The sequence below is a fragment of the Streptomyces similanensis genome, from assembly GCF_039543625.1.
Classification (GTDB): domain Bacteria; phylum Actinomycetota; class Actinomycetes; order Streptomycetales; family Streptomycetaceae; genus Streptomyces; species Streptomyces similanensis.
This window is the reverse complement of the sequence record NZ_BAABKC010000087.1, coordinates 90,115-112,717: the sequence shown is the minus strand read 5'-3', so window position 1 is coordinate 112,717 and position 22,603 is coordinate 90,115. Positions and strand designations below refer to the sequence as shown.

At 72.7% G+C, this 22,603-nt stretch carries 18 protein-coding genes; 1 reads left to right on the top strand and 17 read right to left on the bottom strand.

All coding sequences use genetic code 11. The annotated features are described in order from the left end of the window. Positions 1-266 precede the first annotated feature (266 nt). The 4 genes from ABEB07_RS28165 to ABEB07_RS28150 form a co-directional block, all read right to left on the bottom strand. Positions 267-794 carry a hypothetical protein gene (locus ABEB07_RS28165; RefSeq protein ID WP_345670919.1) on the bottom strand — a complete coding sequence of 176 codons (528 nt, stop codon included), beginning with the start codon at positions 792-794 and terminating at the stop codon, positions 267-269. Between the two features lie 100 nt (positions 795-894). Beyond that, a complete protein-coding gene (locus ABEB07_RS28160) occupies positions 895-1,485 on the bottom strand; it encodes a phage tail tube protein (RefSeq protein ID WP_345670918.1) in 591 nt (196 codons plus the stop codon). Between the two features lie 74 nt (positions 1,486-1,559). Next, positions 1,560-1,985, bottom strand: coding sequence for a hypothetical protein (locus ABEB07_RS28155; protein ID WP_345670917.1), 426 nt, complete (start codon positions 1,983-1,985; stop codon positions 1,560-1,562). Beyond that, the gene (locus ABEB07_RS28150; RefSeq protein WP_345670916.1) at positions 1,985-2,245 is read right to left on the bottom strand and encodes a hypothetical protein; all 261 of its coding nucleotides are present in this window, start codon (positions 2,243-2,245) and stop codon (positions 1,985-1,987) included. The genes ABEB07_RS28155 and ABEB07_RS28150 overlap by 1 nt, the downstream gene beginning before the upstream one ends. A 98-nt stretch (positions 2,246-2,343) precedes the next feature. On the opposite strand from ABEB07_RS28150, the gene ABEB07_RS28145 reads away from it, so the two are divergent. Continuing rightward, entirely contained in the window at positions 2,344-2,646 is a 303-nt protein-coding gene (locus tag ABEB07_RS28145) for a hypothetical protein (protein WP_345670915.1), read from the top strand. 11 nt (positions 2,647-2,657) lie between these two features. On the opposite strand, the gene ABEB07_RS28140 is transcribed toward ABEB07_RS28145, so the two are convergent. The 13 genes from ABEB07_RS28140 to ABEB07_RS28080 form a co-directional block, all read right to left on the bottom strand. Further along, the gene (locus tag ABEB07_RS28140; RefSeq protein WP_345670914.1) at positions 2,658-3,194 is read right to left on the bottom strand and encodes a hypothetical protein; all 537 of its coding nucleotides are present in this window, start codon (positions 3,192-3,194) and stop codon (positions 2,658-2,660) included. Continuing rightward, entirely contained in the window at positions 3,194-3,526 is a 333-nt protein-coding gene (locus tag ABEB07_RS28135) for a hypothetical protein (protein ID WP_345670913.1), read from the bottom strand. The genes ABEB07_RS28140 and ABEB07_RS28135 overlap by 1 nt, the downstream gene beginning before the upstream one ends. Before the next feature lie 16 nt (positions 3,527-3,542). Next, on the bottom strand, positions 3,543-4,415 hold the full coding sequence (locus ABEB07_RS28130; RefSeq protein ID WP_345670912.1) for a hypothetical protein: 873 nt from the start codon (positions 4,413-4,415) through the stop codon (positions 3,543-3,545). A 14-nt stretch (positions 4,416-4,429) separates the two neighbouring features. Further along, positions 4,430-4,969 carry a hypothetical protein gene (locus tag ABEB07_RS28125; protein WP_345670911.1) on the bottom strand — a complete coding sequence of 180 codons (540 nt, stop codon included), beginning with the start codon at positions 4,967-4,969 and terminating at the stop codon, positions 4,430-4,432. A 142-nt stretch (positions 4,970-5,111) separates the two neighbouring features. Next, positions 5,112-5,543 carry an IPT/TIG domain-containing protein gene (locus ABEB07_RS28120; protein WP_345670910.1) on the bottom strand — a complete coding sequence of 144 codons (432 nt, stop codon included), beginning with the start codon at positions 5,541-5,543 and terminating at the stop codon, positions 5,112-5,114. 169 nt (positions 5,544-5,712) lie between these two features. Then, positions 5,713-6,960: a metallophosphoesterase family protein gene (locus tag ABEB07_RS28115; RefSeq protein WP_345670909.1), complete on the bottom strand. Its 1,248-nt coding sequence runs from the start codon at positions 6,958-6,960 to the stop codon at positions 5,713-5,715. After that, a complete protein-coding gene (locus ABEB07_RS28110; protein WP_345670908.1) occupies positions 6,957-7,232 on the bottom strand; it encodes a hypothetical protein in 276 nt (91 codons plus the stop codon). Before ABEB07_RS28110 ends, ABEB07_RS28115 begins: the two co-directional genes overlap by 4 nt. A gap of 89 nt (positions 7,233-7,321) precedes the next feature. Next, positions 7,322-8,617 (bottom strand): phage major capsid protein, encoded by a 1,296-nt coding sequence (locus ABEB07_RS28105; RefSeq protein WP_345670907.1) that lies wholly within the window; start codon positions 8,615-8,617, stop codon positions 7,322-7,324. Between the two features lie 224 nt (positions 8,618-8,841). Further along, on the bottom strand, positions 8,842-11,025 hold the full coding sequence (locus ABEB07_RS28100; RefSeq protein WP_345670906.1) for an NUDIX domain-containing protein: 2,184 nt from the start codon (positions 11,023-11,025) through the stop codon (positions 8,842-8,844). A gap of 62 nt (positions 11,026-11,087) precedes the next feature. After that, on the bottom strand, positions 11,088-11,303 hold the full coding sequence (locus ABEB07_RS28095) for a hypothetical protein (protein WP_345670905.1): 216 nt from the start codon (positions 11,301-11,303) through the stop codon (positions 11,088-11,090). Positions 11,304-11,315: 12 nt separating this feature from the next. Then, entirely contained in the window at positions 11,316-11,933 is a 618-nt protein-coding gene (locus ABEB07_RS28090) for a hypothetical protein (protein WP_345670904.1), read from the bottom strand. A 95-nt stretch (positions 11,934-12,028) separates the two neighbouring features. After that, positions 12,029-12,298, bottom strand: a complete 270-nt coding sequence (locus ABEB07_RS28085; protein WP_345670903.1) for a hypothetical protein — start codon at positions 12,296-12,298, stop codon at positions 12,029-12,031. A 9-nt stretch (positions 12,299-12,307) separates the two neighbouring features. Beyond that, the gene (locus tag ABEB07_RS28080; RefSeq protein WP_345670902.1) at positions 12,308-22,567 is read right to left on the bottom strand and encodes a hypothetical protein; all 10,260 of its coding nucleotides are present in this window, start codon (positions 22,565-22,567) and stop codon (positions 12,308-12,310) included. Positions 22,568-22,603 lie beyond the last annotated feature (36 nt).

Here is a 22,603-nt window from a genome sequence, read left to right as displayed (position 1 = left end):
GAGCATCTGCTTGTGGCCGGTCATGCGGGGCGCCGGCGGCTCCGGAGCGGGCGGCGGCGCTGGCCTGGAGGGGGCGGAGCGGCGGCTGCGTGCGGTGGTGGAGCGCGTCGGGCGGACGATGACGGTCGGCTCGTCGCGCCGCCGTTCGGCGGCGAGGAGCCCGATCTCCTCGACGATCAGCGCGAGCAGCTCCAGATACCGGTTCCAGCCGTCGACGGGGCCGGAGCGGACGCTGGAGGTGTCGGGCAGACGGTCGAGGAGGGAGATCAGCCGGCGGACGCCGATGAATCCGGGCTGTCCGGGGCGGAGCCAGACGGCGCGGGCGTCGAGTCTGTGGTAGCGGGAGAGGTCGGACTCGACGTCTCCGAAGCGCTCTCGGAGGAGTCGGCCGACCGAAAGAGCTTTCCCAGGTCCACCCCGTAGACCTTGGCCAGAGCGGTGGTGAGGCGGACGTAGTCGCCGATCGACGGCCGGCACCGGGCGAAGGACTCGTGCTGGTCGCCGAGGAGGAGCGCGTACACCTGCCGGAACGCGTCGAGGAACGCCTTCGGCAGGCGGGCGTTGCGGCGGAGGACCAACATGACGAGCGTCCCGGTGTCGACGTCGCCCTCCGTCGCCTCCAGCGCCTCGCTGAGCACGCCGAACAGGTTGAGGTCCTCCGACAGCAGCGGGTCGAAGGTGTCCATCGGCAGCTCGGCCGGGAAGATGAACTGTTCACCGCGCAACTTGACGGGGATGCCGCTGGGGTACTGAACCTCGCGGCGCTCGGCGTCCAGGTCGATGACGAACGACATGGTGTGACCTCTCGTGTGTGGAGCTGGGTTGCCGGGTGTGCGGCAGCGCGCGGACAGTGGCAAGCCGGTCAGGCTTGTGTCGCGCGCTGCCGCTGAGGGGTCACGCCGCGAGCTTGAACGCCGGGTCGTCGGTGAGCACGTACCAGGCGTCCAGGTCGTCGCCGCCCTGCACCGCCAGGCGCAGCGGCAGAACGGCCTCCTTCGTCTTCGCAAGGTCCTTGGAGACGCCTTCCATCTGCATGCAGCGGGGGATGACGTACCGGTAGTGCTTGCCTCCGTCGATGACCTCTATGACGGCCATCACTTCGGTGCGGGAGCCGATGCGGGGCGGGGTGAACTTGTAGTGCTTGACGCCGGTCTGGCCCGTCACGGTGATCTCGGAGATGGTGCCTCCGCCGTAGACGGCCTGGAAGTTGACGCCGGACCACTGCTGGAGGTCGACCTCCACCGTCGCCGCGTCCGACGTCTGGAACGTGCGGGTCGGGTAGGAGGACTGTGCGGATTTGACCTGCTCGAAGTTCGGTTCCGAGTTGAACTTCAAGCTGTCCTCGGTGGTGAGGCCGACGCTCCGCAGGGCCGGGTCCAACGCCGACGTGGCGTCGGCCGGCGCGACCGTGCCGACGGGGGCCAGGTAGATACGTGTGATCGACGGGATGACGATCTCGTTGTTGTTGGTGCTCTCGCTTGCCATGACGGGGTTCTCCAAGGTGTCCGGTGCACAGGGCGCGGACACCTTGGAGAGCGGGGAGAGTTAACGTCGCGTCGTCACGGATGGATGGTCACGGCGAGGTTCAACAACCACCGCGGCTGTCCGTCGACCAGGGGGGATGAGATCAGGAGGCCGGACGGCTTGACCCCGCTGATGACGGGCCGGCCGGGCACGTGCGGCGACTCCACCACCTCCTTCGCGACCTTCGCGCAGCGCAGCAGGATCCGCCGCAGCTCGGCCGGCCCGGGCCAGCCGCCCGGGTCTCCGCGTAGCTCGAGGGTGACTTCCGGCTCGACCGCCCAGTTCAGGCTCCGCAGGTCCCCGCCGGGGCCGTGGCCGACGATGAGATGCGGCCACGGCGCCTCGGCGACCCCGGAGACGCGGCCGGGGCCGCCGAGGGCGTCGGTGACCTCGGCGCTCTGCTGAAGCCACGCCAAGAGCACGGATACCGGATCGGCGTCGGCGAGTTCCAGCTCGGCCATCAGGTGCGGGCGATGAAGCCCTGCGCGCGCAGGCGGCGGGCGTAGTCCGGGGACACCTTGACCTGGGCGCCGGGGACGTAGTCGGCCCCGTCGATCCGCAGGTGGTGCGACAAGGTGATCGAGACCGGGTCGTCGCCCACGCCGAGGGGCGGGCCGACGACCGCCGGGATGCGGCGGGCGGACTCGGCGGCCTCGGTGGCCTCGGCGGCGGTGGTGTCCGCGTCGGGCGCGGCCTTCTTGAGCGTGGTGTTCGTAGCCATGCCGGGCACTGTGCGGAGGCGGCCGGCTTGTGTCGCGTCCTGGCCGCTGCCGTACTGTGCGCCCCACGTGAGAGCTGCGAAGCCCGTGGGGGGCGACGATGAGAGTGAGACAGGCCGTGGCGGTGGCGACGGTGGGGTTGCTGTTCTTCGCGGCGGGCTGCGGAAGCAGCGGCGGGGAAGGGAAGTCGGACGAGCATCCGGCCAGCGGCCCAGCGTATGACGCGGCGATGGAACGGTGCGCGCTGTCCCGTCTCCGCAACGCCGGCGTGGACGACCCGTCATCGGAGTCGCAGTCGTACGTGGAGGCTTACACGGCGTGCGGGTACGGCACGTCCTACGACGACGTCACCGCTCCGGGCCAGGGGTGGGGGCCGGCCGATCCGGGCTACTGGGACGAGTAGGCGCGCCGTGGTCAGCGGCGGGCGGCGACCAGGGCGGCCGCGCGGGCCATGAAGTGCGCGCCGTCGGCGACGAGGTTGCCCGGGTAGACGGTGCCGACTTCCGCCTCGACGACCATGGGGCCGGTGGCCGAGACGGTGACGGTGACCTTCTTCCCGGTGATGACGGGGGGCCCGGCGTTGATGTTCCGGGCGATGCCGTCCGGGTCGTTGTGCGTGGTGCAGCGGCAGTTCTTGAGGTTCGCGACGGCCCGCGACGACTCGTCCTTCGGTTCGAGCATGTACGTCTGCGGGCCCAGGCCGCGGTGCCGACGGTCCCAGGCCATGGAGTTGATGGAGAACCGCAGGTTGCCGGGGACGACCTGCCCCTGCGCGGCGACGTGGGTGGGGCGCACCCGGTCGTCGCCGACGGTGACCCACCGCTTCGTCGGGGGCGCCAGCCGCTTCGCCTCGATCTCGACCTGCCGCGCGATGCGCTGCACGTGCGGGGCGATCATGCGGGCCAGGGCCTGCTCCAGTCCCTGCGCGGGCGTGAACTTGGGGCCCGCCATCACAGCACCTCGGGCGGGTTGAGGGTGGCGGCCGCCTCGACGTAGTCGACGTCCGGGCAGCCGGGCACCTGGTGATTGCGGGTGCTCGTCAGGGTCCACGAGCGGCCGGTGTCGTCGCTGACGGTGTCACCCTCCTTCACCGGCCATGCCTGCGGGTCCAGGCGCACCGACCATGAGCCGTCGGCCTGCTGGAGAACCGACCCGGGCCACGCACCGCGCGGGGCGGGCCGCGCGGCCGGGTTCGGCGGGACGGGCACCCCGTTGGCGTCCCGCACCCACGGGTGGGCGAGGACGTACACGGTCAGCAGAGCGTTCGGCAGCACGACGGCCATGGTCAGCGGCTCCCTTTCACCAGCGGCCGCGGACCGACCGGGCCGACGAGTACGGCCACGGCGGGCGGGCTGGCCCGTTCAGCGGCTGGAACAGGCGGCGCTTGTGCCGGGACAGGCTGTCGAGAGTGGGCAGCGCGCCGGCCTGGCCGGGGGTCGGCGCCGCCTCGTAGGAGATCGACTGCCCTTCCGCGCTGACGGAGGTCACCCGGCGGCCCTGGGAGCCCACTCCGCCGGGGCGCTGCCGCTCGGACTCTGCGGCGTGGGTGGTCACGTACCGCACGATCGGGTCGTTCACGGCCCCGTCGAGCCCTACCAGGAAGTCGACGTCGTAGGTGCCGTCTCCCCGGTCCCGGTAGGCGGCGACGCAGACCAGGTCGTCGACGTCCTCGAGCGGCCACGCCTCGACGTCCTCCAGGCTGTCGCCGCGCCGCACGTAGGGGGTGAGGGCGGTACGAGCGAGGAGCTGGGGGACGACGGGCCGGCCGAGGTAGCCGACGACGTCCGCCTGCGCCTTGCGGATGGCGGTCAGCAGATCGTCGCGCTGCTCCACGGTGAGCGGGAGCGGCACGCCGAGTTCCTTGGCGACGGCTTCGGGGGAGGTGACCAGGCCGAGTCCGAGGGGGAGGTCCAGGCGTACGGACTCGTCCTTGACGGGTTGGGCTCCCTCGCTCGGGGTGAAGGTGACGGTGGCCCAGTAGCGGCCGGGCGGCACGTCGGGCAGCGCGAACCGGTACGCCCCAGCGCGGAGCCGGGTGGCGGGCCCCGCTGCGGCCACGGTGGTGGTGCGGTCGGGGCCGTCGTACAAGGACAGGCTGGTGACGTGGCCGCCGGCCGGTTCAGGGTCGTAGTGCGCCCCGCCGTACAGCGGTTGGTAGTCGTAGGCCGACATGCCGGGTGCCCCTTCTACTCCGCGGCGGACTGGCCGGCGGCCCGGGCGGCCTGCGCCTCCAGGCGCTCCCTGATCCGGGCGGCGATGCCTTCGGAGACGTGGGCGCCGGCGGGCTGAAGGAGTCGGTGGATGGGGTTCTGGTGTGGTCCGAGGAACGTCTTCTCGACCAGGCGCACGGTGCACACGAGGACGGAGCCGTACTCGGTGAGCGGGACGAACACGGCGTCGACGTCGGCCGGGGGCTGGCCGGTGGCGTCGTCGACGATGACCTCGGAGAGGTTCGCCTCGTCGGGGATGACCTCGGTCGGCAGGGCGAAGACGGGCTCTGCCGGCGGCGGCGGGGGCGCGTCGACGGCCGGCGGTTCCAGGGGGGCCGCCTCGGGCGCCTTCGGGGAGCTGTCCGCGGCCGCGGCGGCCGGTTCGAGGGGGGCCGCCGTCGCAGGCGCCCCCTCCTCGGTGGCGGCCACGTCCGCCGGGGCGGTGTCCGTGGCGGTGGTCTCGTCGGCCGCGGCCTTCGTGGCGGCGGTCTTACGGGGGCGGGTGGTGCCTGCCATGGGTGGCTCCCTGTCGGGGTGGTTGTCCGGTCAGCGCGCACCCTGCACACCGACCGGCGTTTGTGTCGCGTCCTGCTGCGCGCGCGGAAGTCGCCGCGGGGCGGCCCGCACGCGGGTGCGCGGGGCCGCCCCGTCGGGCAGGTCAGGAGTAGGTGAAGCCGCCCGTCTTGGTGACGTTGCCGCTGTCGGCAGCCGCGACGACGTCGACGGCTCCGGCCGTGCCGGAGGGGGTCTTGACGCGCAGTTCGGTTGCCGACACGACCGTCAGTTCGGTGCCGGGCTTGGCGCCGAAGTTGACGGCGGAGACGCCGTCGAGCCTGGTGCCCTTGATGGTGACGAGGGTTCCGCCGGCGGCCGTGCCGGTCGCCGGGCTGACGCTGGCGATGGTGGCCGCCGGGGCGAAGAGGCGGTCGATCTCCGACTGGGGGACGACGGTCCCGGCCTGGTAGAGCAGGTGGCGCCGGGAGCCTTCCGGGCGGCCGTCGCCGGGCCCGTACGCCTTCGTTTCGTAGACGTCCTCGGTGATCCGCATCGGTGCGTCGGGGACGGCGGCCGAGGGGAACGCTGACTTCATGATGCGCGTGCCGTTTGCCCTGTAGAGGCCCATGGGGTGGGGTGTCCTTCCGGTTCTGCGTGTGGTGGCCGCGGAAGGATGCGGGACGGGCACGGTTACGGTCGCGCCCTGCCCGGGAGCGCGCTTGCACAATTGTGCAAGCGCGGCTTTGGCCCGGTCTGGAGCCGCCTCACAGGATGCGCAGGTCGTCCCAGCCGTCCGGGCCGACGCTGAAGACGAGGAGGCCGGCCGTGGAGACCTCGCCGGATCGCACGGTGTACCAGTCGGACCCGTTGTCGAGCGTGGGGGCCTGAATCCACAGGCGGCCGTTGCCCATCTGCTGGGCGCGGAAGTGGTGGTAGTGGCCGGTGATGAGGATGCTGGCGTCGGCCACCGGCTGGCGCCCGAACGTCTGCCCCCGCCACCAGTCGCCCGCCTTGTCGGGGCGTGGGAACTGGTGGCCGTGGGACAGGCCGATGATGTGCCCGGCGACGTCCAGGCTCACGGTGTCCCGCCATCGCTCGGGCATCACGAACGACACGTGCCCGTAGGCGTCCTGGTTGAGGGCGTAGGCATCGGCGATCTGAGACATGACCTCGATGCCCCAGTCGTCCACGGGCGGTCCGACAGCGTCCTTCCCGCGGCGCACACGACCGTGGTTGCTGCCGCAGGTCGCGGCGACGACGCGGCCGAACCTGCCGGCGAGCCGGTCAAGGCCCTCGAAGCTGATCCTGCGGTGGACGCGGATCATCTCGGTGAGGGTCAGATCGTTGGTGAAGGCCTGCTGTGTGGTGTTCTCGAATCCCTCGACGCAGTCTCCGGCGTCGGCCCAGTAGGCGGCGGTCGGGGCGCGGCCCACCGCCTTGAGGTCGCGAATGTGGTCGTCGAGCCGGTCGAAGCGGTCCGCGACCCGGCCGAGGAGTTCGGGAGTGCCCCCGTCCCGGCCGACCTTGCCCGCCTGCGCGTCGGCGTAGACGACGACCAGGGCGCGGTCGGCGGTGTCGACGGCCGGGCGCGGCTTGCGGCGGCGCCGCATCGCATCCCGCACGAGGGCGTCGACGTCGCCGGAGGACATCCACACGGGGGCGGCCGGCTCGATGACGTACCGGCAGCGCCACACGGCGCGGGTGACGGCGTCCTCGCCTTGGGCGTCGCGGTGCCAGGCGGCCGGATCGTGCTTGGCCTCCACCAGGCGGACACGGAACCCGTCCGGGATCGTGAGGCCCATCTCCTCGACGCGTGCGCGCCAGTCGTCCTCTCCGGTCGGCGGGTTCTCGGCGGGCGGCGCGGTGACCACCATCGTGCCGCCCGGCTCGTAGCGGATGCCGCTCTCCCAGCCGCGCGGCGCGGCCGGCTGCGGCCGCATCACCTGAGGGGCGCGGCTCTGGCCGGGCGAGGCGGGCTCGAGCAGCTGCCGCAAATCGTCGGTGAGCGTCATCGCGGACACCGGCAGCCGTTGGAGTCGCCGCGCCGCCGGTGCCGGGCAACGGTGTAGGCGGTGATCGGGTCACCGTGCCGACTGAGGACGTCGGCGATGGCCCGCGCGGTCACGCGATCGTTGTCCAGGGCCCCGCGAAGGGCGTCCGCGTCGTTGGGGCCGACGGCGTCCAGGAGGGCGCCGACGCTGCACTGGGGGCCCCGGATCACTGCCGGCGCGTCGGCCAGCGCCTGAAGCTCGTGCACAAGGCCCAGGGGTTGCTTCTCAATCACCCGCGTCCTCCGTCATCCGTCATCGTGATGTGCTGTGCGGGCAAGGGGGTGCACCCGCAGCCGGATACACCCCCTCACTCCGGCTCGGCTCAGAGGGTCGGCTCGGTCCACTTGCCGATCACGAAACTTTCGGGGCGGGGGATCTCGAGGGCCAGGCGCTCGTCAGCGCGGAACGTGATCAGCCCCTGCTCGTAGTTCGTGCCGTTCTCGGAGGAGACGGTCACGGACACGTTCTCGCGGTCGTGGAGCTGCGCGCCGAGACCGAACGCACCGATCAAAAAGTCGGTATCTGCCATGGCCGTCGTCTCCACGACGTTGAGGCGCCACACCTTCTTCTCGGCGCCGATGGCGACGGCGATGGCGACGCGGAAGGCGCCGTTCTTGTCCTCCTCGACCTCGACGTGCTCCCACATCGTCGGGGACAGGACGATGCCGGTGGGGTCGTACTCGGCGAGCAGGGCCATGGTGATGCTGCGCCGAATCTGGACGCTGTACTGGTCGGCAGCGCGGCCGGTGTACTGCTGGACGCCGGGGGTGTTGTAGATGCCGGTGATGGCCTGGCCATCGCCGACGCTGTGCAGGAGGTCCCAGTCCTCCGCGTACTTGACGCCCTCCACCATGCGCGTGTTGATGAACGTCTTCAGCCGCGGCTCGTCCGACAGGATGTTCTTGTGCGCGTCGAGCAGGTGGGCGACCTCGCCGACCGGGTACATCACCGGCGTCAGGGACAGCTTGGACCGCGGGGCGCGGCCCCAGGTGTCGCTGTCCGCGCCGGTCGCAGGCGAGACGCCGTCGGCGGCGTACCGCTCCTTGACCTGGCGGGCGTTGTTCGTCCACCCGGTCTCGCGCGCGCCGTACAGGACGGCGTTCTTGGTCGTGGACTTCGGGAAGAGGTCCCGCACGTGGAACTTGCGGAACGGGCGCTCGGCGATGCCGAGGTTCTGCGCGGAGCCGAGGACCTGGTGGGTCACGGTGCCGGCCGAGAGGGAGAAGATGCTCTTGCCCTCGATGTCGGCGCGGATGTACGGCTTGTCGCGGAAGCCGGCCTCGGTGGCGTTCTTGTAGGAGGAGGACTCGACGAACAGGTCGCCGAGGGACTTCTCCTCGACGCCGGGAGGGCGCTGCCCGTAGTGGGCGGCGGTGGCCGGCGGCCTCTCGGGGGCGTCCAGGTACTGCTTGATCTCCGCCATGCCCTGCTCGGCGTCGATGAGGGCCTTGATCTCCTGCGCCTGGCCGGAGACCTTGCGGAACTCCTTCGCCTGGTCGCTGGAGACGACGAACTGTCCGCCGTCCTCGACCTTGAACGTCTGGCTGATCCGCTCGGCCTCGGCGGACTTCTCCTGGAGCTGGCGCTGGAGTTCCTTGATACGTGCGGTGGCGGGCATTTCTGCTGCTCTCCCTGGTGCTGGGTGCGGTTGACGTGCGTCGCTCGCCCGGCCAGCACCGGGACGCCTCAACGCGAGGCGGAATAGAAGAGGGGGAGAGGGGTTAACGTCGCGCGCTGCCCGCTCAGACGGTCAAGAGCGGACAGCGTGCGGGGTTTGACCTGCGGTTTTGCTGCTACCGGTGAGGGAGTGGGGTGGATGGTCCGAGGGGCGGGGGCGGCAACTCAGCTCGCTTGGGCGAGGCTGGCCAGGAGGGACTTCACCTCGTCGACGGGCAGGCGCACCTGGTCCTCCTCGTCCGGGGTCGGGTCGGTGTCGTCCTCGTCGCCGTCGGCGGTGTCCGGCTCGTCCCCGCCCTCGTCGTCTGCGGCGAAGTCGTCGTCTTCCCACAGGTCCAGTCCGGCCGTGCCGCCGGCCGCCGGGCGCCCGGGGTTGTCCTCGTCGGTGGCGACGTCGAGTCCCTTCGCGGACAGGGCCGTGATCAGCGCGCGCACCTTGTCCCGCACGCCGCCGAGCTGCTCCGGCCCGGCGGTGCTCGTGCTGATGCGGGCGGTGGCGTCGCTGAGGGCGTCGACGGTCGGCTGGACGACGCGGGCGTCGGCTTCCTCCTCGCCGTCCGCTTCGCGGGGACCGTCGTCGCCGGCGACGACGACGGTGGCCAGCTCCACCCTCTTCGCCTGTCCCAGGGACACGTCATCGCCGGTGAGGGTGTAGGGCACCAGGTAGTGCTCCTCACCCTCCCCGGCGTGCACCGAGACGATGACGTGGTCCGGGTAGGTGCCCTGGATGCACGCCCAGGAGTCCTCTTCGGCGGCGAGCAGCGCGCGGACTGCCTGGGAGAGACGGTCGCGGATCTGCTCGAACGAGGCGGGCAGGGGCTGGATCGGGGACATGGAGTCATCTCCTGGGGCGTCGGTGAGGAGGGCTTTCGCCTCGCGGACCATGTGGCGGGCGGACTTGCTTTCGGCGGCGTGGGTGGCGGGGTAGATCCCCAGCGCGTCCTTGTGGCGCAGGTTGCAGTAGCCCTTGGCGTGGTCGGGGCTCATGTGGCGGCCGGCGATGGACACGCACCGGTCGAAGTCTCCGGGAGTGCCCCATCCGATCTGTGCCGCGCCTTCACCGCGGACGTACCAGTGGCGGAGCTGTTCGGCGTCGCCGCGGTTCTGGTCGGCGCCCCCGGCGGCTTTCGCCTCCAGGACCATGGCCCGGGCGGACTTGTGCTCGACGGGGGGCGCCGCGCGCGCTGCCCGTACGGCGGCGCGCGCGGACTTCTCCTCGCCTCCTCCGAGGGCCCGGTAGCGGGCCATGACTCCTTCGGCGAACTCTTCGGCCTGGGGCGTGGGCTTCGGGGCCTGTGGACGGGCGGCGCCGGCCAGGAGATCCCACGGGGTGTTGCGGCAGGCGGGCCGCAGCAGCGGCATCTCGGGGAGGGCGCTGATTGGCCACCAGGCGGTGACCTCCGTCGCCTTGCCGTCGGGGTCGTCAGGGTTGGCCACGCGGCGCTCGGCGTGCGGCACGTTGATCGGCAGGGAGTCCTCAGTGGGGATGAGCGCGACGTAGCCGCGGTAGATGCCGTTCGGTGCCGTCCACTGCCCGACCACGCTCGTCGTGCCGGGGAGCGTCGAGCCGGTCTCCTCCGCCCACTCGCGCAGAGCGGCGGTGAGGGGGTCTTCGCCGTCCTCCAGGTGGCCGCCGGGGAACTCCCACGTCCCGGCGGCCGGGTCGTCGTCGTCCAGAGCGCGCTGGATGAGCAGGACCCGGTTGGTGTCGCTCGCCTTCACCACCAGGCCCGCGACCTTGATGGCGTCCTCGCCCTTGCCCTGCGCGGCGACGTCGATCTCGACGTGTGAGGGCGTCGACTTGTGCTCCAGCCCGTCGTCGGCGGCCGCGGTGGCGGACTTGACCTCGAGACTGCGCGTCATCGGGTGCGCGCCGTGCAGGACGGGGCTCACCTCGAACAGGTCCAGGTCGTGGATGATGCGGACGCCGTCGCCGCGGATCGACTTGCCCTCTTCAGGCACGCGGTAGCCGATGGAGAACGCGGCTTGCCCGTGCTCGTGCCACTGCTTGACCTGCTCGTAGGCGTCGCGGCCCTGGCGGGTGCGCAGGTTGTAGATCACCGTGGCGACGAGCGCGCCGGCCTCGGCGGGCCAGTCGGGGACGGACTTGAACCGGGCGTCGCCCGGCATCCATTCCTCGACCTCCCAGACGACGCCGACGGGGTCTTTCCACCCGTGGTGCCACACGGTCTTGACGGTGCGGGTGGCCAGGGTGCGGGTGAAGGCGCCGGGCACGATGAGGTCGTTGACGTCGTCGACCACGCCGGTGACGGCGTAGATTGCCCGGCTGGTGCCTCGCTGGGTGGTGATGGGGCGGGTCGGTCTGGTGGGTGGAGCAGCGGTCGGCACGGCGGGGAACCTCCGGCGGCGGTGGACAGTGGGCCGCCGGGCACCGTGCCGTTCGCGTGTGCCTACTGTCCTGCGCTGGCTCCTGCGGGCTGCCGGGCCTGCGCCGCCTCTGCTTCGGAGCGGGCCATGGACCAGCCGCGGTTCCAGTAGCGGTAGCCGAACTGGTCCTCGGCGTTGCCGTACCTGTCGTACGGGCAGGCGTCGGAAGGGTCACCGGCCCCGTATGCGGCCTTGCCCTCGTTGAGCCGGTCCTGGAAGGTCTGGCGGTCGAGTTGCACGGTCGGCTCTCCTTACTGGGTCGCGAACATGGGGTCCTGCACGCCGCGGTCGACGGGCGGGGACGGGGTTCCCGGGGCCGCCGGGTCGGTCATGCTGTCGTCGCCTTCGGGGCCGTGCGTGCGGGTCATCTGCGCGCCGTCCACGTCCGTCGCCCAGGCGTCCGGGTCGGTGTAGCGCCAGACCTGTCCGGTGGCGTCGCGCACCCACCCGGTCAGTGTGCCGTCCGGGTCCCGGTCAAGCCAAGCCTGTTCGCCGTCGCTGCCGGCGTACGCGCAGTAGGCGGCCTCGGGATCGGTCTCGTCGCCCTCGTCGTACATGTCGCCGGACCAGGGCCGGGCGTCGTCAACGGGGGGCTGTGCGGCCGGGTCGGGTTCCTCGCCCGTTCCGTCGCCGTCGGGCGGGGTGTCCGCGGCCGGGTCCTCCACGGCGGGATCGGCCGCAGGCTCGGCGGTCGGGGCCGGGTCCTCGGGCAGGCCGCCGGGCTCCGTGAGGGGCTGGTCGCCGGCCGCTGCGGTCACGGCTTCCCCGGGCGGTCCGCCCGCCGCCTCGTCGGTCTCGTCGTCTTCGTCGGCCCCAAACGGCTTACCGCCCTTGGGGAGAGCCTTGATGGCAAATCCGTATCTGGTCACGGGCGGAGGATGAGCCGCCGGAGCGGCTTGTGTCGCCGCCCGCCGCCTCATCACTGGCCAAGACGGCGCTTCCACAATTGTGGAAGTGCCCGGGATCACCCCCCTGGCAAGGCCGCCTGCCTCGGTACGCTCCCGCTCTCCTCGATGACGGTGGTGAATTCGCGCAGCACCGCGAGCACCGCCGCTTCGTCCTCCCCGGACACGGTCCGCCTGGGCCCGGTCGGGGAGAGCGCGATGGGCTCGCCCTGGTGGAGCTCCACCAGGGCCGCGGCTCTGTACGACCCGATCACCGGGCGGTCGGCCCGCCCGGTGATCTGCACGGTGTAGGCCGAGCCGTCGTCGAACGCGCCGGTCACGGTGATCACTACTGCCTCCTATCGGGTGGCGAGCAGGCCCAGGAGGAACGCCCGCAGGTCGTCGTCGAGATACCAGTCGCCGTTGAACATCGCCTGAACGGACCGGGCAAAGCTGTCACCGGTGTCCGGTTGTGTCTGCTGCCTGCGCAGGAGACGGGACATGACGTTCGGCCGCATCCGGCGTGCACCCGGCCGGCCGGTGTGGGTCCGGGTGAACCAGTACGCCCGCTGTGCGACGTCCAGGTCGCCCAGGTGCTGCGCCAGGTGCTGCGCCAAGGCGTGCCCAGCGGTGCCGAGTCCGTCGTCGGCGAGGTCAGCGACGGTGATCCGCTGTCCGTCCGCGTCGTAGCTGCCCGCGTCGCCGTCCACGACCGTCACGCGGCGCGCCTGCGGCGTATTGAGCCACGACCGGGGGATGAGTCGCTGCACGCCCCGTACGGCCCGCTCGGCGTCCGGGTCGCTGCCCGGGCCGAAGACCAGGCTCGTGCTGCCCTCGGGGCCCATGTCTCGGACGTCGGCCAGGGCCGCCGCGACGGCGCCGGGCACCGCTGCGGCGTACTGGGCCCGCATGTCCGCGTACTCCCGGCGGGCCGACGCCAGCTCGGCGCGGGCCGCCGTGATCTCGATGTCGAGATCCTGGTCGTCCGGGATGGTCGCGCTGGCGCGCGCCGCCTGGAGGTTGACCAGACGCCGCTCGCTGGCGGCCACGTAGTCGTCGGCGTGTTGCAGTGCGGCGTGCGGGTCGTGCCCGAAGTCGTCGCCGAGCGCGGCGGACAGACGGCGGGTCACGTCCTGGTCGACGTCGCTGCCGGCCGCCCGCAGCGCTGCCATGTGCCGCAGCGCGGTCAGGCCGGGGCCGCCGTCGGCCGCCCGGTCCGGGGACCAGCGGATGCGGTCGCTTCGGCCCGGGAGTCGGCCGGCGGCGAGCCGCCCCCAGCTGGTGGGCCGCCAGAAGCTGACCCGCTGCTGGGACTGGCCGAACCGCCCGGGTTCCGGCATGAGGCCGGCCCAGTGGGAGATCCGCGCGGCCAGAGTCTCCCCGTCGGTGGTGGGCAGGTTCACCGCGCGGTGCAGCCGGGCCAGGCGGCGAGATTCCGGCCAGTTCCTCACCCGCCGGGCCAGGCGGCCCAGGAACGCCCGCAGGCGCCTCATCCGGTCACGGGCGGCCCGGTACTTCTCGGCGATCTTCTGCCCGCCGGCCTTGACCAGCTCGACCAGGCGCTTGCCCATGCGGAGGAGGAGGGCGACGATCCGGGCCAGGAGGCCCGGCTGTCGTCCGGCGGCCGGCGACGCGGCCGCGACTCGCCGCGCGATCCGGCGGGCCGTGGTCTGCCGGGACCCGTCGAGCTGTCGGAGGAGGGTCCGGGCGAGCTGGTCGGCGTCGCCCGGGTCCACACCCGCGGCCTGCAACTGGTTGATGAGCGCGTTCACCGCGCCGCCGACATGCCCGGCGACGGTGCCCGCAACGTCTGGGTCTCCGCCCGCGTCCGGGCCGTTCGGGCCGTTCGGGCGGCCTCCCGGCGGGTTGCTGATCTGGTCGGGTATGAGGCGGAGCAGGTCCCGGGCCCGCGCCGCCAGGTCCTCGTCGCTCTCGCCGGGGAGGGGCTCGAGGTCGTTGACGGTGCGCAGCGCGGCCCGCACCGTCGCAGCGTGGGCGTCCTGCCGTGCCCGCTTGAGGCGCTGCTGCACGGCGGCACGGTCTTCGTCCGTGAGGCCGGCGGCGTCCAAGGAGGCGTTGGCGTCCCGGCGGGCCTGCCTGCGGGCATCCCGGAGCGCTTCGGGCGTGAGCCGCGCGGCGACGCCCTCACGCAGGGCGTGGATGCCGCCGGGCCCCTGCGTGCCGGCTATGGCCTCGTCGATGATACGGGAGGCAACTGCCCGCGGATGGTCGCTGACGATCCGGTCGGCGCCGGACTGCGGGGCAGGGTTGGGGTCGCGGGGGCCGCTCACCGGCGGTAGGGCCGGGGTGGGCCGGTTCCGGTCGTAGACGTCGACGGGACGCCCGGAGTGCAGGCCGAAGTCATGCACGTTGCCGTCGTCGTCCACGCCAGTGAGTTGCATCCACCAGCCGTTGCGCCGCGGCTCGCTGATGATCGTCAGGCGGCGGTGGCCGTTGAGCTGGTAGCCGGTCCGGGAGGTGGGCGCGTCGATGACGTCGCCGACGCGCAGCACTCCGGGGTGGAGGCGGGCCCGTGGCTGGCCGGGGGTGCCTGGGGTGCCGGGAGCCGACGGGGTGTCCGGCGTGCTCGGAGCGTCTGGGGCGTCGGTGTCGTCGATGTCAGGCGGGGTGACCGGATCCGGTTCCGCCTCGGGGAGCTGCCACACGGGCATGGCCCCGTGGACGATTCGGCGCCGCCACTGCTGATCCTCGTCCTCGAGGAGGAAGCTCCGCACGCCGCCCGGGCCGTCCTCGGCGTCGATGACGCGGAAGACCCGCACCTGGCCGCCGCGGCGGTCGTCCGGCATGGCGATCAGATCGCCGTCGCTGACCTGTCCGGCGTTCGACGGTCGGGGCCGGTCGAGGCCCGCCGGCGGAGTCCGGCCACCCGCCCGGTCGAGGTGGTCGGCGGCGCGCAGCGCTGCGCGTCCCTCCCGTGTCGACGGGTCAGCGGACGCGCGCAGTTGCGCGGCCAGGGCCTGCGCCTGCTCTGGGGTGACGGGCAGGTCCGCGGTGATACGGGCCGCGGCCTGCTGGGCGTCCGGATCGTCGTCCGAGCCGCTGGCGTGGTCGCCGATGACGTCCCGGTCGCTCGGGTCGAGGTCCGGGTCGACGGTCGGGCCGGTGACCGGGTCGATGCGGTGCGGGGGCTCGTGCACGATCAGCTCGTCGTCCGGAGGCGGGGCGTTGTCCGGGCCGAGGTCCGGGGCGTGACCGTCCGGGCCCTGTGCGCGGGGGAGGACCGCGCGGGCGTCGACGTCGATCTCGCCTACCTCGCCGGTGGTGGTGTCGGCGTAGTCGAGAGTGACGCGGTCTCCGTCCTGGCGGGGCGGGCTGGTGATGGCGACGGTGGCGAGGTGGCCGTCGAGGTCCAGGACCACGACGTCGTCCTCCTTCAGGTCCGCGGCCGTGGGGGTGTCGATGCCGGTCACCGGGTCGGTGTCGGTGATGTCGTCGCGGACTGTGCCCGTGACGCGGAGGTCTCCCGCGCTGCGGGTGACGCTGCCCTGCGGGGTGTTGATGGTGACGTTGTCGCCGTCGACCTCATCGACGGGCCCGAGGAGGGTGCCCTCGCTGTCGCTGACCACGTGGTGCGGCGTGACCCGTTGGCCGGCGGGAGTCCACCCGTCGGGGCGCTGGCTGTCGGTGACGGTGAGCGTCGTCGGGGACACGGCCGGCTCGTTGGTGCCGTCGGACCAGTGCACGGACACGGTGTTGGTGGTCGCGCCCCTCACGGTGCCGTGCCGGTCGTTGGCGCCGGTGACGGTGCTGCCCGGGAACAGGCCGCGGCTGTGGGGGTCCGTGGGGATCGAGTCGGGCAGGTCTCCGGAGCGCAGTGCGGCCTGGGCGCCGCTGACGGGGCCGCCGGGCGCGGCGTCGTCCGGGGCGGTGGCGCGGGCGGCGTTGGCGTTGATCGACGTGAAGACGTTGCCGGCCGCGCCGGTGCCGTCCGGGTTCTGCGTGACCCAGGTCCGCCACATGTGCTCGGTGCGGCCCCTGCGGGTGACCTCCACCCGGACAGGCGCGTTGGAGACGTACCCGACCCGCTGGTTGGGGCGGCCCCGCCGGGTGGTGCCCTCCATGCGGACCATGTCACCGGGCGTCAGGTCCGCCACGCGGGCCCAGCTCGCAGGCTGTCCGTTGATCGGCTCCGGGTCGGGCTCGCGCTGTGGCTCCTCGGCGGGCGTAGAAGCCTCGCCCGGGCGCGGGCGGCGGCGGACGACGCCCAGGTTCGGGAACGCCTCGTTGAGATCGGTGCGCTCGCCGTACTGGTTGGTCCACGAGCCTTCGGCCCGGTACCGGTAGATCTGCGGGTTGCCCAGGTCGGAGAACTGCGAGGGGTAGTGGAACGGCCGGCCCTCACCGGTCACGGTGGCGTGCACGGTGCCGACGTGGTGGTCGCGAGCGTTGGTGTTCTGCCCGCGGGAGGTAGCCATGGGGTAGCTGATCTCGTCGCCGGGGCGGAGGTCTGCCGGGTCGGCCCGGACGGTGTAGCCGGCCTGGTTCTCCCGCGTGTGCCAGTCGGCTTCCTGCTGGTGCCACTGCCGGCTGCTCAGGGCCCGCCCCCGGTCGCTGTTCCACGGCTCGTAGAGGTTGCCGACGCCGTTCAGCCGCTCGGCGGCCTCACCGAAGAGGGTGTTGCCGTCAGCGCTGCGCCAGGTCCGGGCCCGCTCTACGGCGTCGGGCGCGTCCCACGGGAAGGGGTTGCCGTCGGCGTCCGTGATCCCTTCCAGGACGCGGGCGACCTCACGGGCCCGCTCGGGGTCGGAGAACCCGGTCCGGAACAGAGGCGCCGAAGTGCCGGGGAGCAGCACGTTGTACGGCCGATCGCCTGCTGTGTCCGGGCCGGAGATGAGCAGGCGGCCGCCGTCGGAGGGCTGGGTGTCCGCAGGCGCGGGGGCCGGTGCAGGTTCCGGCGTCGGGCGCGTGCCCGCGCCCCCCTCCGGCTCCTGGCCGCTTCTCTCGTCGGGGGCGTCACCGTTCTGGGGCTCGGCGTCGGACTGGGCATCGGGCTCGGCGTCGGGTGCGGGAGCCTGTCGGCGCTGCTCCGCCTCCCACTCCTCCCGGTCCCTGCGGTCGTTGTCGCGGCGCTGCTGCTTGTACTGGGCGAACGTGACGCGGCCGCCGTTGTCGTCCAGCCACTCCTGGAGTTCCTCGCTGGCGTACTGCCGCCACCGGTCCCGGGCCGAGAGGCTGCCACCGGAGAACACTTCATGCTCATCGAGGCCGCTGTGCCGGTGCTCGCGGCGGATGAAGTAGCCGTTCGTGGCGTCGATCGCGGCACGCAGACGCGCCTCGTCGAAGTCGGCGAACTCGGAGCGCAGCACCCGGTCGGCTTCCCGCTGCCGGTACTGGTCGTAGGTCATCCGGCCGTTGCCGTCGTGCTCGTCGTCGCCGAACAACCACCGCTTCAGCTCGGGTGAGGCCAACTCGGCCGCACGCTTGTTGCTGTACTTGCGGCCGGAGAACACGGCGCGGGCGTCAACGCCCTCGGTTTCGGCCTCGGCGCTGAGCATGCGCCCGCCGGTGGCCCGCATCGCGTCCTGGAAGCGCTCCTCGTCGAGGGCGTCGTACTCGCGGCGCAGGCGCCCCGGGGTGGCCGGGGCGGGCTGGGTGACGTCCGTGTCGCCGAAGCCGAGAGCCTCGTCCATGGCGCGGCCGCGGCGCTCCGCCTCGTCAGCGTCCGCCGGCGGCGTGTCCGGCACGGCGGCGCGGATCCGCTGGTCGGTGTATCCGTCGCGGCGGTCCATCTCCGCCATGAGCCGGAACGTGTCCTCCGGGCCAAGGCCCTGCCGGAAGGCGTTCTCGAGGGCGTGGTCGGCCAGCGTGGTCAGGTCGTCGGGCAGGGTGTAGGCCCCGGCGCGTTCCTGCTCGTAGTCGTGCTGGACGGCGTGGAGCGCCTGCGGAAGGCTGCGGCCTTCCCCGTCGCGCCAGGCGGCGATGGCGGCCGGGCCCCACGGCTGGTGCCAGTCGAAGGCGTCGCCGTTGCCGTCGGTGATCTCCTCGAACCGGCCGGCGAGGGTGCGCGCCTGCTCCGGGTCGTCGGTGGTGAGGGCGAGGCCGGGCAGGTTCGAGCCGTTGCGGGCCTGCGCGAACCGCCACACGGTGCTGCCGTCGGCCTGCTGCTCCGGATACAGCGCCAGGCCACCGTCGGGAGACAGTGCGAGGCCTTCGCGGTCGGCCAGCTCGGCGAGGTGGGTGCGCCGCTCGGGGGTGTCCTCGGCCGGGGTGAGTCCTTCGCCGCGCCGCCACGCGTTGCGCAGGGAGTCGACGTCGGCGTGCCGGGTCTGGGCGTGGTGGCCGTCCGTGGGCTGGTGGCCCCTGCCGTGGCGGCCGCGGCCGTCGCCGTCGCCGCTGCCTCCGGCCGGGGTGTTGAGGTGGGGAAGGTTCAGGTGGGGCAGGCCAGGGCCTCCGGGGCCGCCCGGGCCGCCTCCGCCGGGGCCGCCTCCGCGGTTGCGACGGCGGCGCCTGCGCCTGCGCCGCTTCTCCTCGTCGTCGTCTTCCTCGCTGGTCTCGTCGGGTGCGTCGGCCTCGTCGGGGTTCGGGGCGTCCTGCTCGTCGTCGGGGTGGCTGCCGTCGCGGTCGGAGTCGTTGCTGCTGTCGTCCGGGGTGTCGGGCGTGCCTGCGCCGTCGGGCCCACCGTCGGGGTCGGGGGCCCCACCGTCGGGGTCGCCATTGTGGCGCTGTCGGCGGCTCTCCTCGTCGTCCTGGCTGCGGTCCGGCTGGTCGTCGTCCTGCCTGTCGTCCTGCTGCCGGTCCGGAGCGCTGTCCGTTGACTCGTCGTCCGGGGCGTCGCCCTGGCCTTCCGGGCTGTCATCGCTCTGCGTTCCGTCCCGGGTGCTGCCGTCGTCGTCCTGACCTCCCCGGGGTGTGTGGTCGCCGCCTTCCTCGGTGTCGTGCCGGTCGTCGCGGTCGTTGCCGTGGTCGTCGTCCTGGTCGCCGCGGGCGATGCGTGCCGCTCGTCGGAACCGGTCGGCAGCGTGCTCGCCCTGCGGGCCGGCGAGTTCGTACATGTCGGCGAGCGCGTCCATGCGGTCGGCGACGTCGCGGAGTTCCGCGTCCCGGTCGTCGGCCGAGTCGGCGCGGTCCAGACGGTCGTGCAGCTCTTGCATCTCCGGAAGGGAGTCGCCACCCACAGCGTTCATGCCCTCGCCGAACAGGTCCCGCGCACGGGTGGCGCGGCCATCACCGTTCGGGGCCTCTCCGTCCGGCGCGTTGTCCGGGCCGTCACCGGTGCTGCCGTGCTGGAAGTCGGGATGGTCCAGCGCCCGCTGCGCCTTCCTGTGCGCGGCCACCGCCCACGACTTGTACCTGCGCGTCTCGTACGGCAGGTCCTCGTTGCTGTACCGCTCCTCGAGCCACGCGGCCTCGTCGCGGATCGTGCGAAGGTCTGCCTGCAAATCCTCGGTGTCGCCATCCCCGACGCGCCGGATCAGCTCGCCCAGGCGCCGCATTCGCTCCTGGTCCTGGTCGTCGAGTCCGTCGGCGTGGTTCCGCAGGCTGGCAATGTCATCGCCGATGTCGGCCATCCGGGGACGGAGTTCGTGTCGCCACGCGGGCGTCGGCTCCGGGCGGGTGCGGTCGTGGGCCCACGCGAACGTGTCATCGGGCCCCCGCAGGAACAGGGGACCACCCCCTGCGTACGAGCCGTCGGGGTTGCTGAAGCGGACGATCGTCGTGCCGTCGTCCTGGTGCTCCACACTGGTCACACGGCGTGGACCGCCCCAGCTCTCGGGGTACGGCCGGCCGTCCCGGTCACGGCCCATACGGGGGATGCGGATGATGTCGTTCTCGGCGACGTCGGCCCGGTCGCCCAAGGTCCAGCCGTCGGGGGTCTGCCTGCGTGCCTGGTCCTGCTGAGCGTGCTGGGCGTCGTTCTTCTGACGGACGTCGCGGTTGCGGACGAGAGCGACCACGGCCTCGGCGCGGCTGCCGTAGAAGTCGGAGGAGGTGTCGCCGTTCTCGTTGGTGTACTCCCACTTGCGGGCGAGCTGGCGGACGGAACCGGCCTCGCTGCCGTCAACCGTCACCGGGTACGAGCCGTCATCGTTCCGCTTGCCGATCTCAGCGCGCCCGAGTGCCGCGGCCCGCTCCTGCTTCTCCGTCTCCCGCTTCTCCCTGTCCCTGCGGGCGAGCGAGCGCTTGCGCTGCTCCTCGTGGAGGTCACCTCGACGGTTGGCGACAGGAGAAAGCGCAAGCATCGCGCTCCCCTGGACACGCGGGCCTTCCCCCGTGGACGAGACGTGCCGGCGCTGCCACGCGAGCAGTTCTTCCAGCTCGGCCTCGATGTCGTCGTCGGTCATATCCGCCGGCGATGTGGTCCGGATCGGCGCGTCGGGCGCCGTGGCGTTGTCCGGCCCGGCCTCCGGCGTTGCGTTGGCGTCCGGGACGTCTGCGGTGTCCGGCGTCGGGGCACCGGCCTCCGGGGCGTCGACCGTCGGCGTCCCGCTGTCCGGGGTGTCCGCGGACGGCGCCTCGGCCTCCGGCGCGTCCGCGTCCGGTGCGTTCGCCTCCGGTACCTCGGGTGCGTCCTCGTCCGGGTGCAGGACACGCAGCTCCTTGTCCGGCGCGAGGAGATGCTCCTGGCCGTCCTCGTCAACGACACGGACGCGGCCGCGGGAGGTTCGCAGCGGCGGCTCCTTCACGGTGTGCGTACGCCCGTCGGCGCCGACGAACCGGTCCCCGACCTGGAAGTCGGCGGGCCTGCGGGCCAGCGGCGCGCGCAGCCTGCTGGTGTCGCGGCCTTCGGCGTCGGCGAACATGTCCGGCGTGCCGAAGGGATCGTCGGCCTGGTCGTCGGGGTTGTCCGGGTCGGCCACGAACCGCTGCTGCTGGTCCGGTTCGACGTCGAACAGCCCGCCGGGTTCCTCAGCCGGCGGCTTCGGCTTCTCCTCACGCTTCGGCGCACGGCCAGCGCGGCGCGCCTCCTCCGCTTCGAGGACCTGAAGGCGCGTGCGGTCGACGCCCGGCAGCTCCCCGCCGTTGGCCATCTCCCGCTCCATCAGGTCCACGATCTCGTCGCGGATCTCCCCGTCGCTCATGGATGAAGGGGCCTTTGATCCCTCCGGCCGCACCGCGTCGAGCTGCTGGGACACGTCGTCGGGCGACAGGGTGACCGACCCCGGCTCGTCGGGCCGGCTGCTTCCCTCGCTGTCACGGCGGTGGACTTCGGCGTCGACCGCGGCCGCGCGCTGCTTGCGGACCTCGGCGACGTCGTCCGTCTCGTACGAGGTGCGGGTGCGGGCAAGCTCGGCCTGCTCCTGGCGCAGCTGCTCGGTGGTGAGGGAGGAAGGTTCACCCCGGTTGGTGAGGGCCCGCTTGTCGCGGTCCCGGCGCTCGCGCTTGACGTCCTCCAGTCGGCTCTCGAACGGGCCTTGTGTCAGCGGACTGGCGTTGCGGAAGTCGCCGCCCACCAGTTCGTCGTACTCGGCGCGGAGCTGCTCGTCCGTCAAGTCCGCGACCGGCGGCCGCGATCGCAGTTCCTCAAGGCGCTGCTGCTCGTGGTCGGTGGGCTGGTGGCTGCCGTGCTGTTCCGGAGAGGGATGGCCTGCCTCGGCCGGGGTAGGGGGAGCGGCCGGCGCCGCGGGAGTGCCAGGGGTGCCAGCGGCAGGCCGCGGCCGTCGAGCCGCGCCCCGCTTGGCGGGGGCGGGGGCGGCGTCGAACTCGGCGCGGGCGCGGGTGATGGCGGCCTGGATGTTCTCGCCGTTGCCGGTCTTCCAGCTACGCGCGGCGTGGTCGAGGTCGGGGTTGCTGAAGTCGAACGGGAAGCCCTGCGGCCCTCCGGTGCGGGCGGTGTTCTCCAGGTGGGTGGCGAACCGGGCCGCTTCCTGCGGGTTGGCGAAGTCGCCGGCGCCGGTCATGCGCTGTCCGGTGCCGGTCGCGGTCAGGTACCAGCGGCCGGTGGCGTCGTCGCGGAGGATCGCCAGGTTTCCGCTGCGGGTGGTGCGCAGGTCGTCGTCGCCCGCGATGGAGTGCAGGAACGTCGACATCTCCGGTTTCTGGCCGGGGCGGTCGGCCAGCTGGGTGAAGTGCTGTCGGACGGCTGCGGTGTCCTTGAAGCGGGAGCCGGCCGCGTGCCGCTTGTTGGGGAGTGCGTGGACGTTGACGGGATGCCGGCCGTGGTCCGGCTCGTCCTGGTCGTCTTCGTCGTCGGGGCCGTCACCGTCGTCGTCGCCGATGGGCTGGCCCTGGTCGTCGGCGCCGTGCGGCTGGTTGGGGGTGGTGGGGTCGCCGTCGTCGTCGTGTCCAACGCCGTTGCCGCGGCGCGGGTCCTTGGTTCGCCGCGCGTCCTCGTCGACGACCTTCCGCTCGTCGGCGGTGGGCGCGCTGCCGTCGGGGCGGGCGACCATCGACACCCACTTGGCGCTGGTGGTGTGCCTGCGGCCGTTGAACTCGTCCGGGCCGGTCTGGTCCTGGACGAGGATGCGGTCGTTGGGGAGCGCGCGGACGACGCGGGCGAGCTTGCCGCCCCACAGGCGGACTGTGCCGCCGGTCTCAATGAAACGGCCCTTGCTGTCGCGCGGGTGCAGGGCAGGGTTCCACGCACGGCGGGCGGCCTTGGTCTCGAGGTCACTCAGGTCCGGCGACTCAGCATGTGCGGCAGCGGGGCGATTCAGCATGCCGCGGACCATGCATAACCTGCGCGGTTAGTGTCG

Excerpts from the sequence above, each read along its gene's own strand:
- ABEB07_RS28115 (WP_345670909.1), bottom strand. The coding sequence starts at position 6,960 with ATGACGCTCACCGACGATTTGCGGCAGCTGCTCGAGCCCGCCTCGCCC.
- ABEB07_RS28150 (WP_345670916.1), bottom strand. The coding sequence starts at position 2,245 with ATGGCTACGAACACCACGCTCAAGAAGGCCGCGCCCGACGCGGACACC.
- ABEB07_RS28135 (WP_345670913.1), bottom strand. The coding sequence starts at position 3,526 with ATGGCCGTCGTGCTGCCGAACGCTCTGCTGACCGTGTACGTCCTCGCC.
- ABEB07_RS28155 (WP_345670917.1), bottom strand. The coding sequence starts at position 1,985 with ATGGCCGAGCTGGAACTCGCCGACGCCGATCCGGTATCCGTGCTCTTG.
- ABEB07_RS28120 (WP_345670910.1), bottom strand. The coding sequence starts at position 5,543 with ATGAAGTCAGCGTTCCCCTCGGCCGCCGTCCCCGACGCACCGATGCGG.
- ABEB07_RS28140 (WP_345670914.1), bottom strand. The coding sequence starts at position 3,194 with ATGGCGGGCCCCAAGTTCACGCCCGCGCAGGGACTGGAGCAGGCCCTG.
- ABEB07_RS28165 (WP_345670919.1), bottom strand. The coding sequence starts at position 794 with ATGTCGTTCGTCATCGACCTGGACGCCGAGCGCCGCGAGGTTCAGTAC.
- ABEB07_RS28130 (WP_345670912.1), bottom strand. The coding sequence starts at position 4,415 with ATGTCGGCCTACGACTACCAACCGCTGTACGGCGGGGCGCACTACGAC.
- ABEB07_RS28105 (WP_345670907.1), bottom strand. The coding sequence starts at position 8,617 with ATGCCCGCCACCGCACGTATCAAGGAACTCCAGCGCCAGCTCCAGGAG.
- ABEB07_RS28080 (WP_345670902.1), bottom strand. The coding sequence starts at position 22,567 with ATGCTGAATCGCCCCGCTGCCGCACATGCTGAGTCGCCGGACCTGAGT.
- ABEB07_RS28125 (WP_345670911.1), bottom strand. The coding sequence starts at position 4,969 with ATGGCAGGCACCACCCGCCCCCGTAAGACCGCCGCCACGAAGGCCGCG.
- ABEB07_RS28145 (WP_345670915.1), top strand. The coding sequence starts at position 2,344 with ATGAGAGTGAGACAGGCCGTGGCGGTGGCGACGGTGGGGTTGCTGTTC.
- ABEB07_RS28160 (WP_345670918.1), bottom strand. The coding sequence starts at position 1,485 with ATGGCAAGCGAGAGCACCAACAACAACGAGATCGTCATCCCGTCGATC.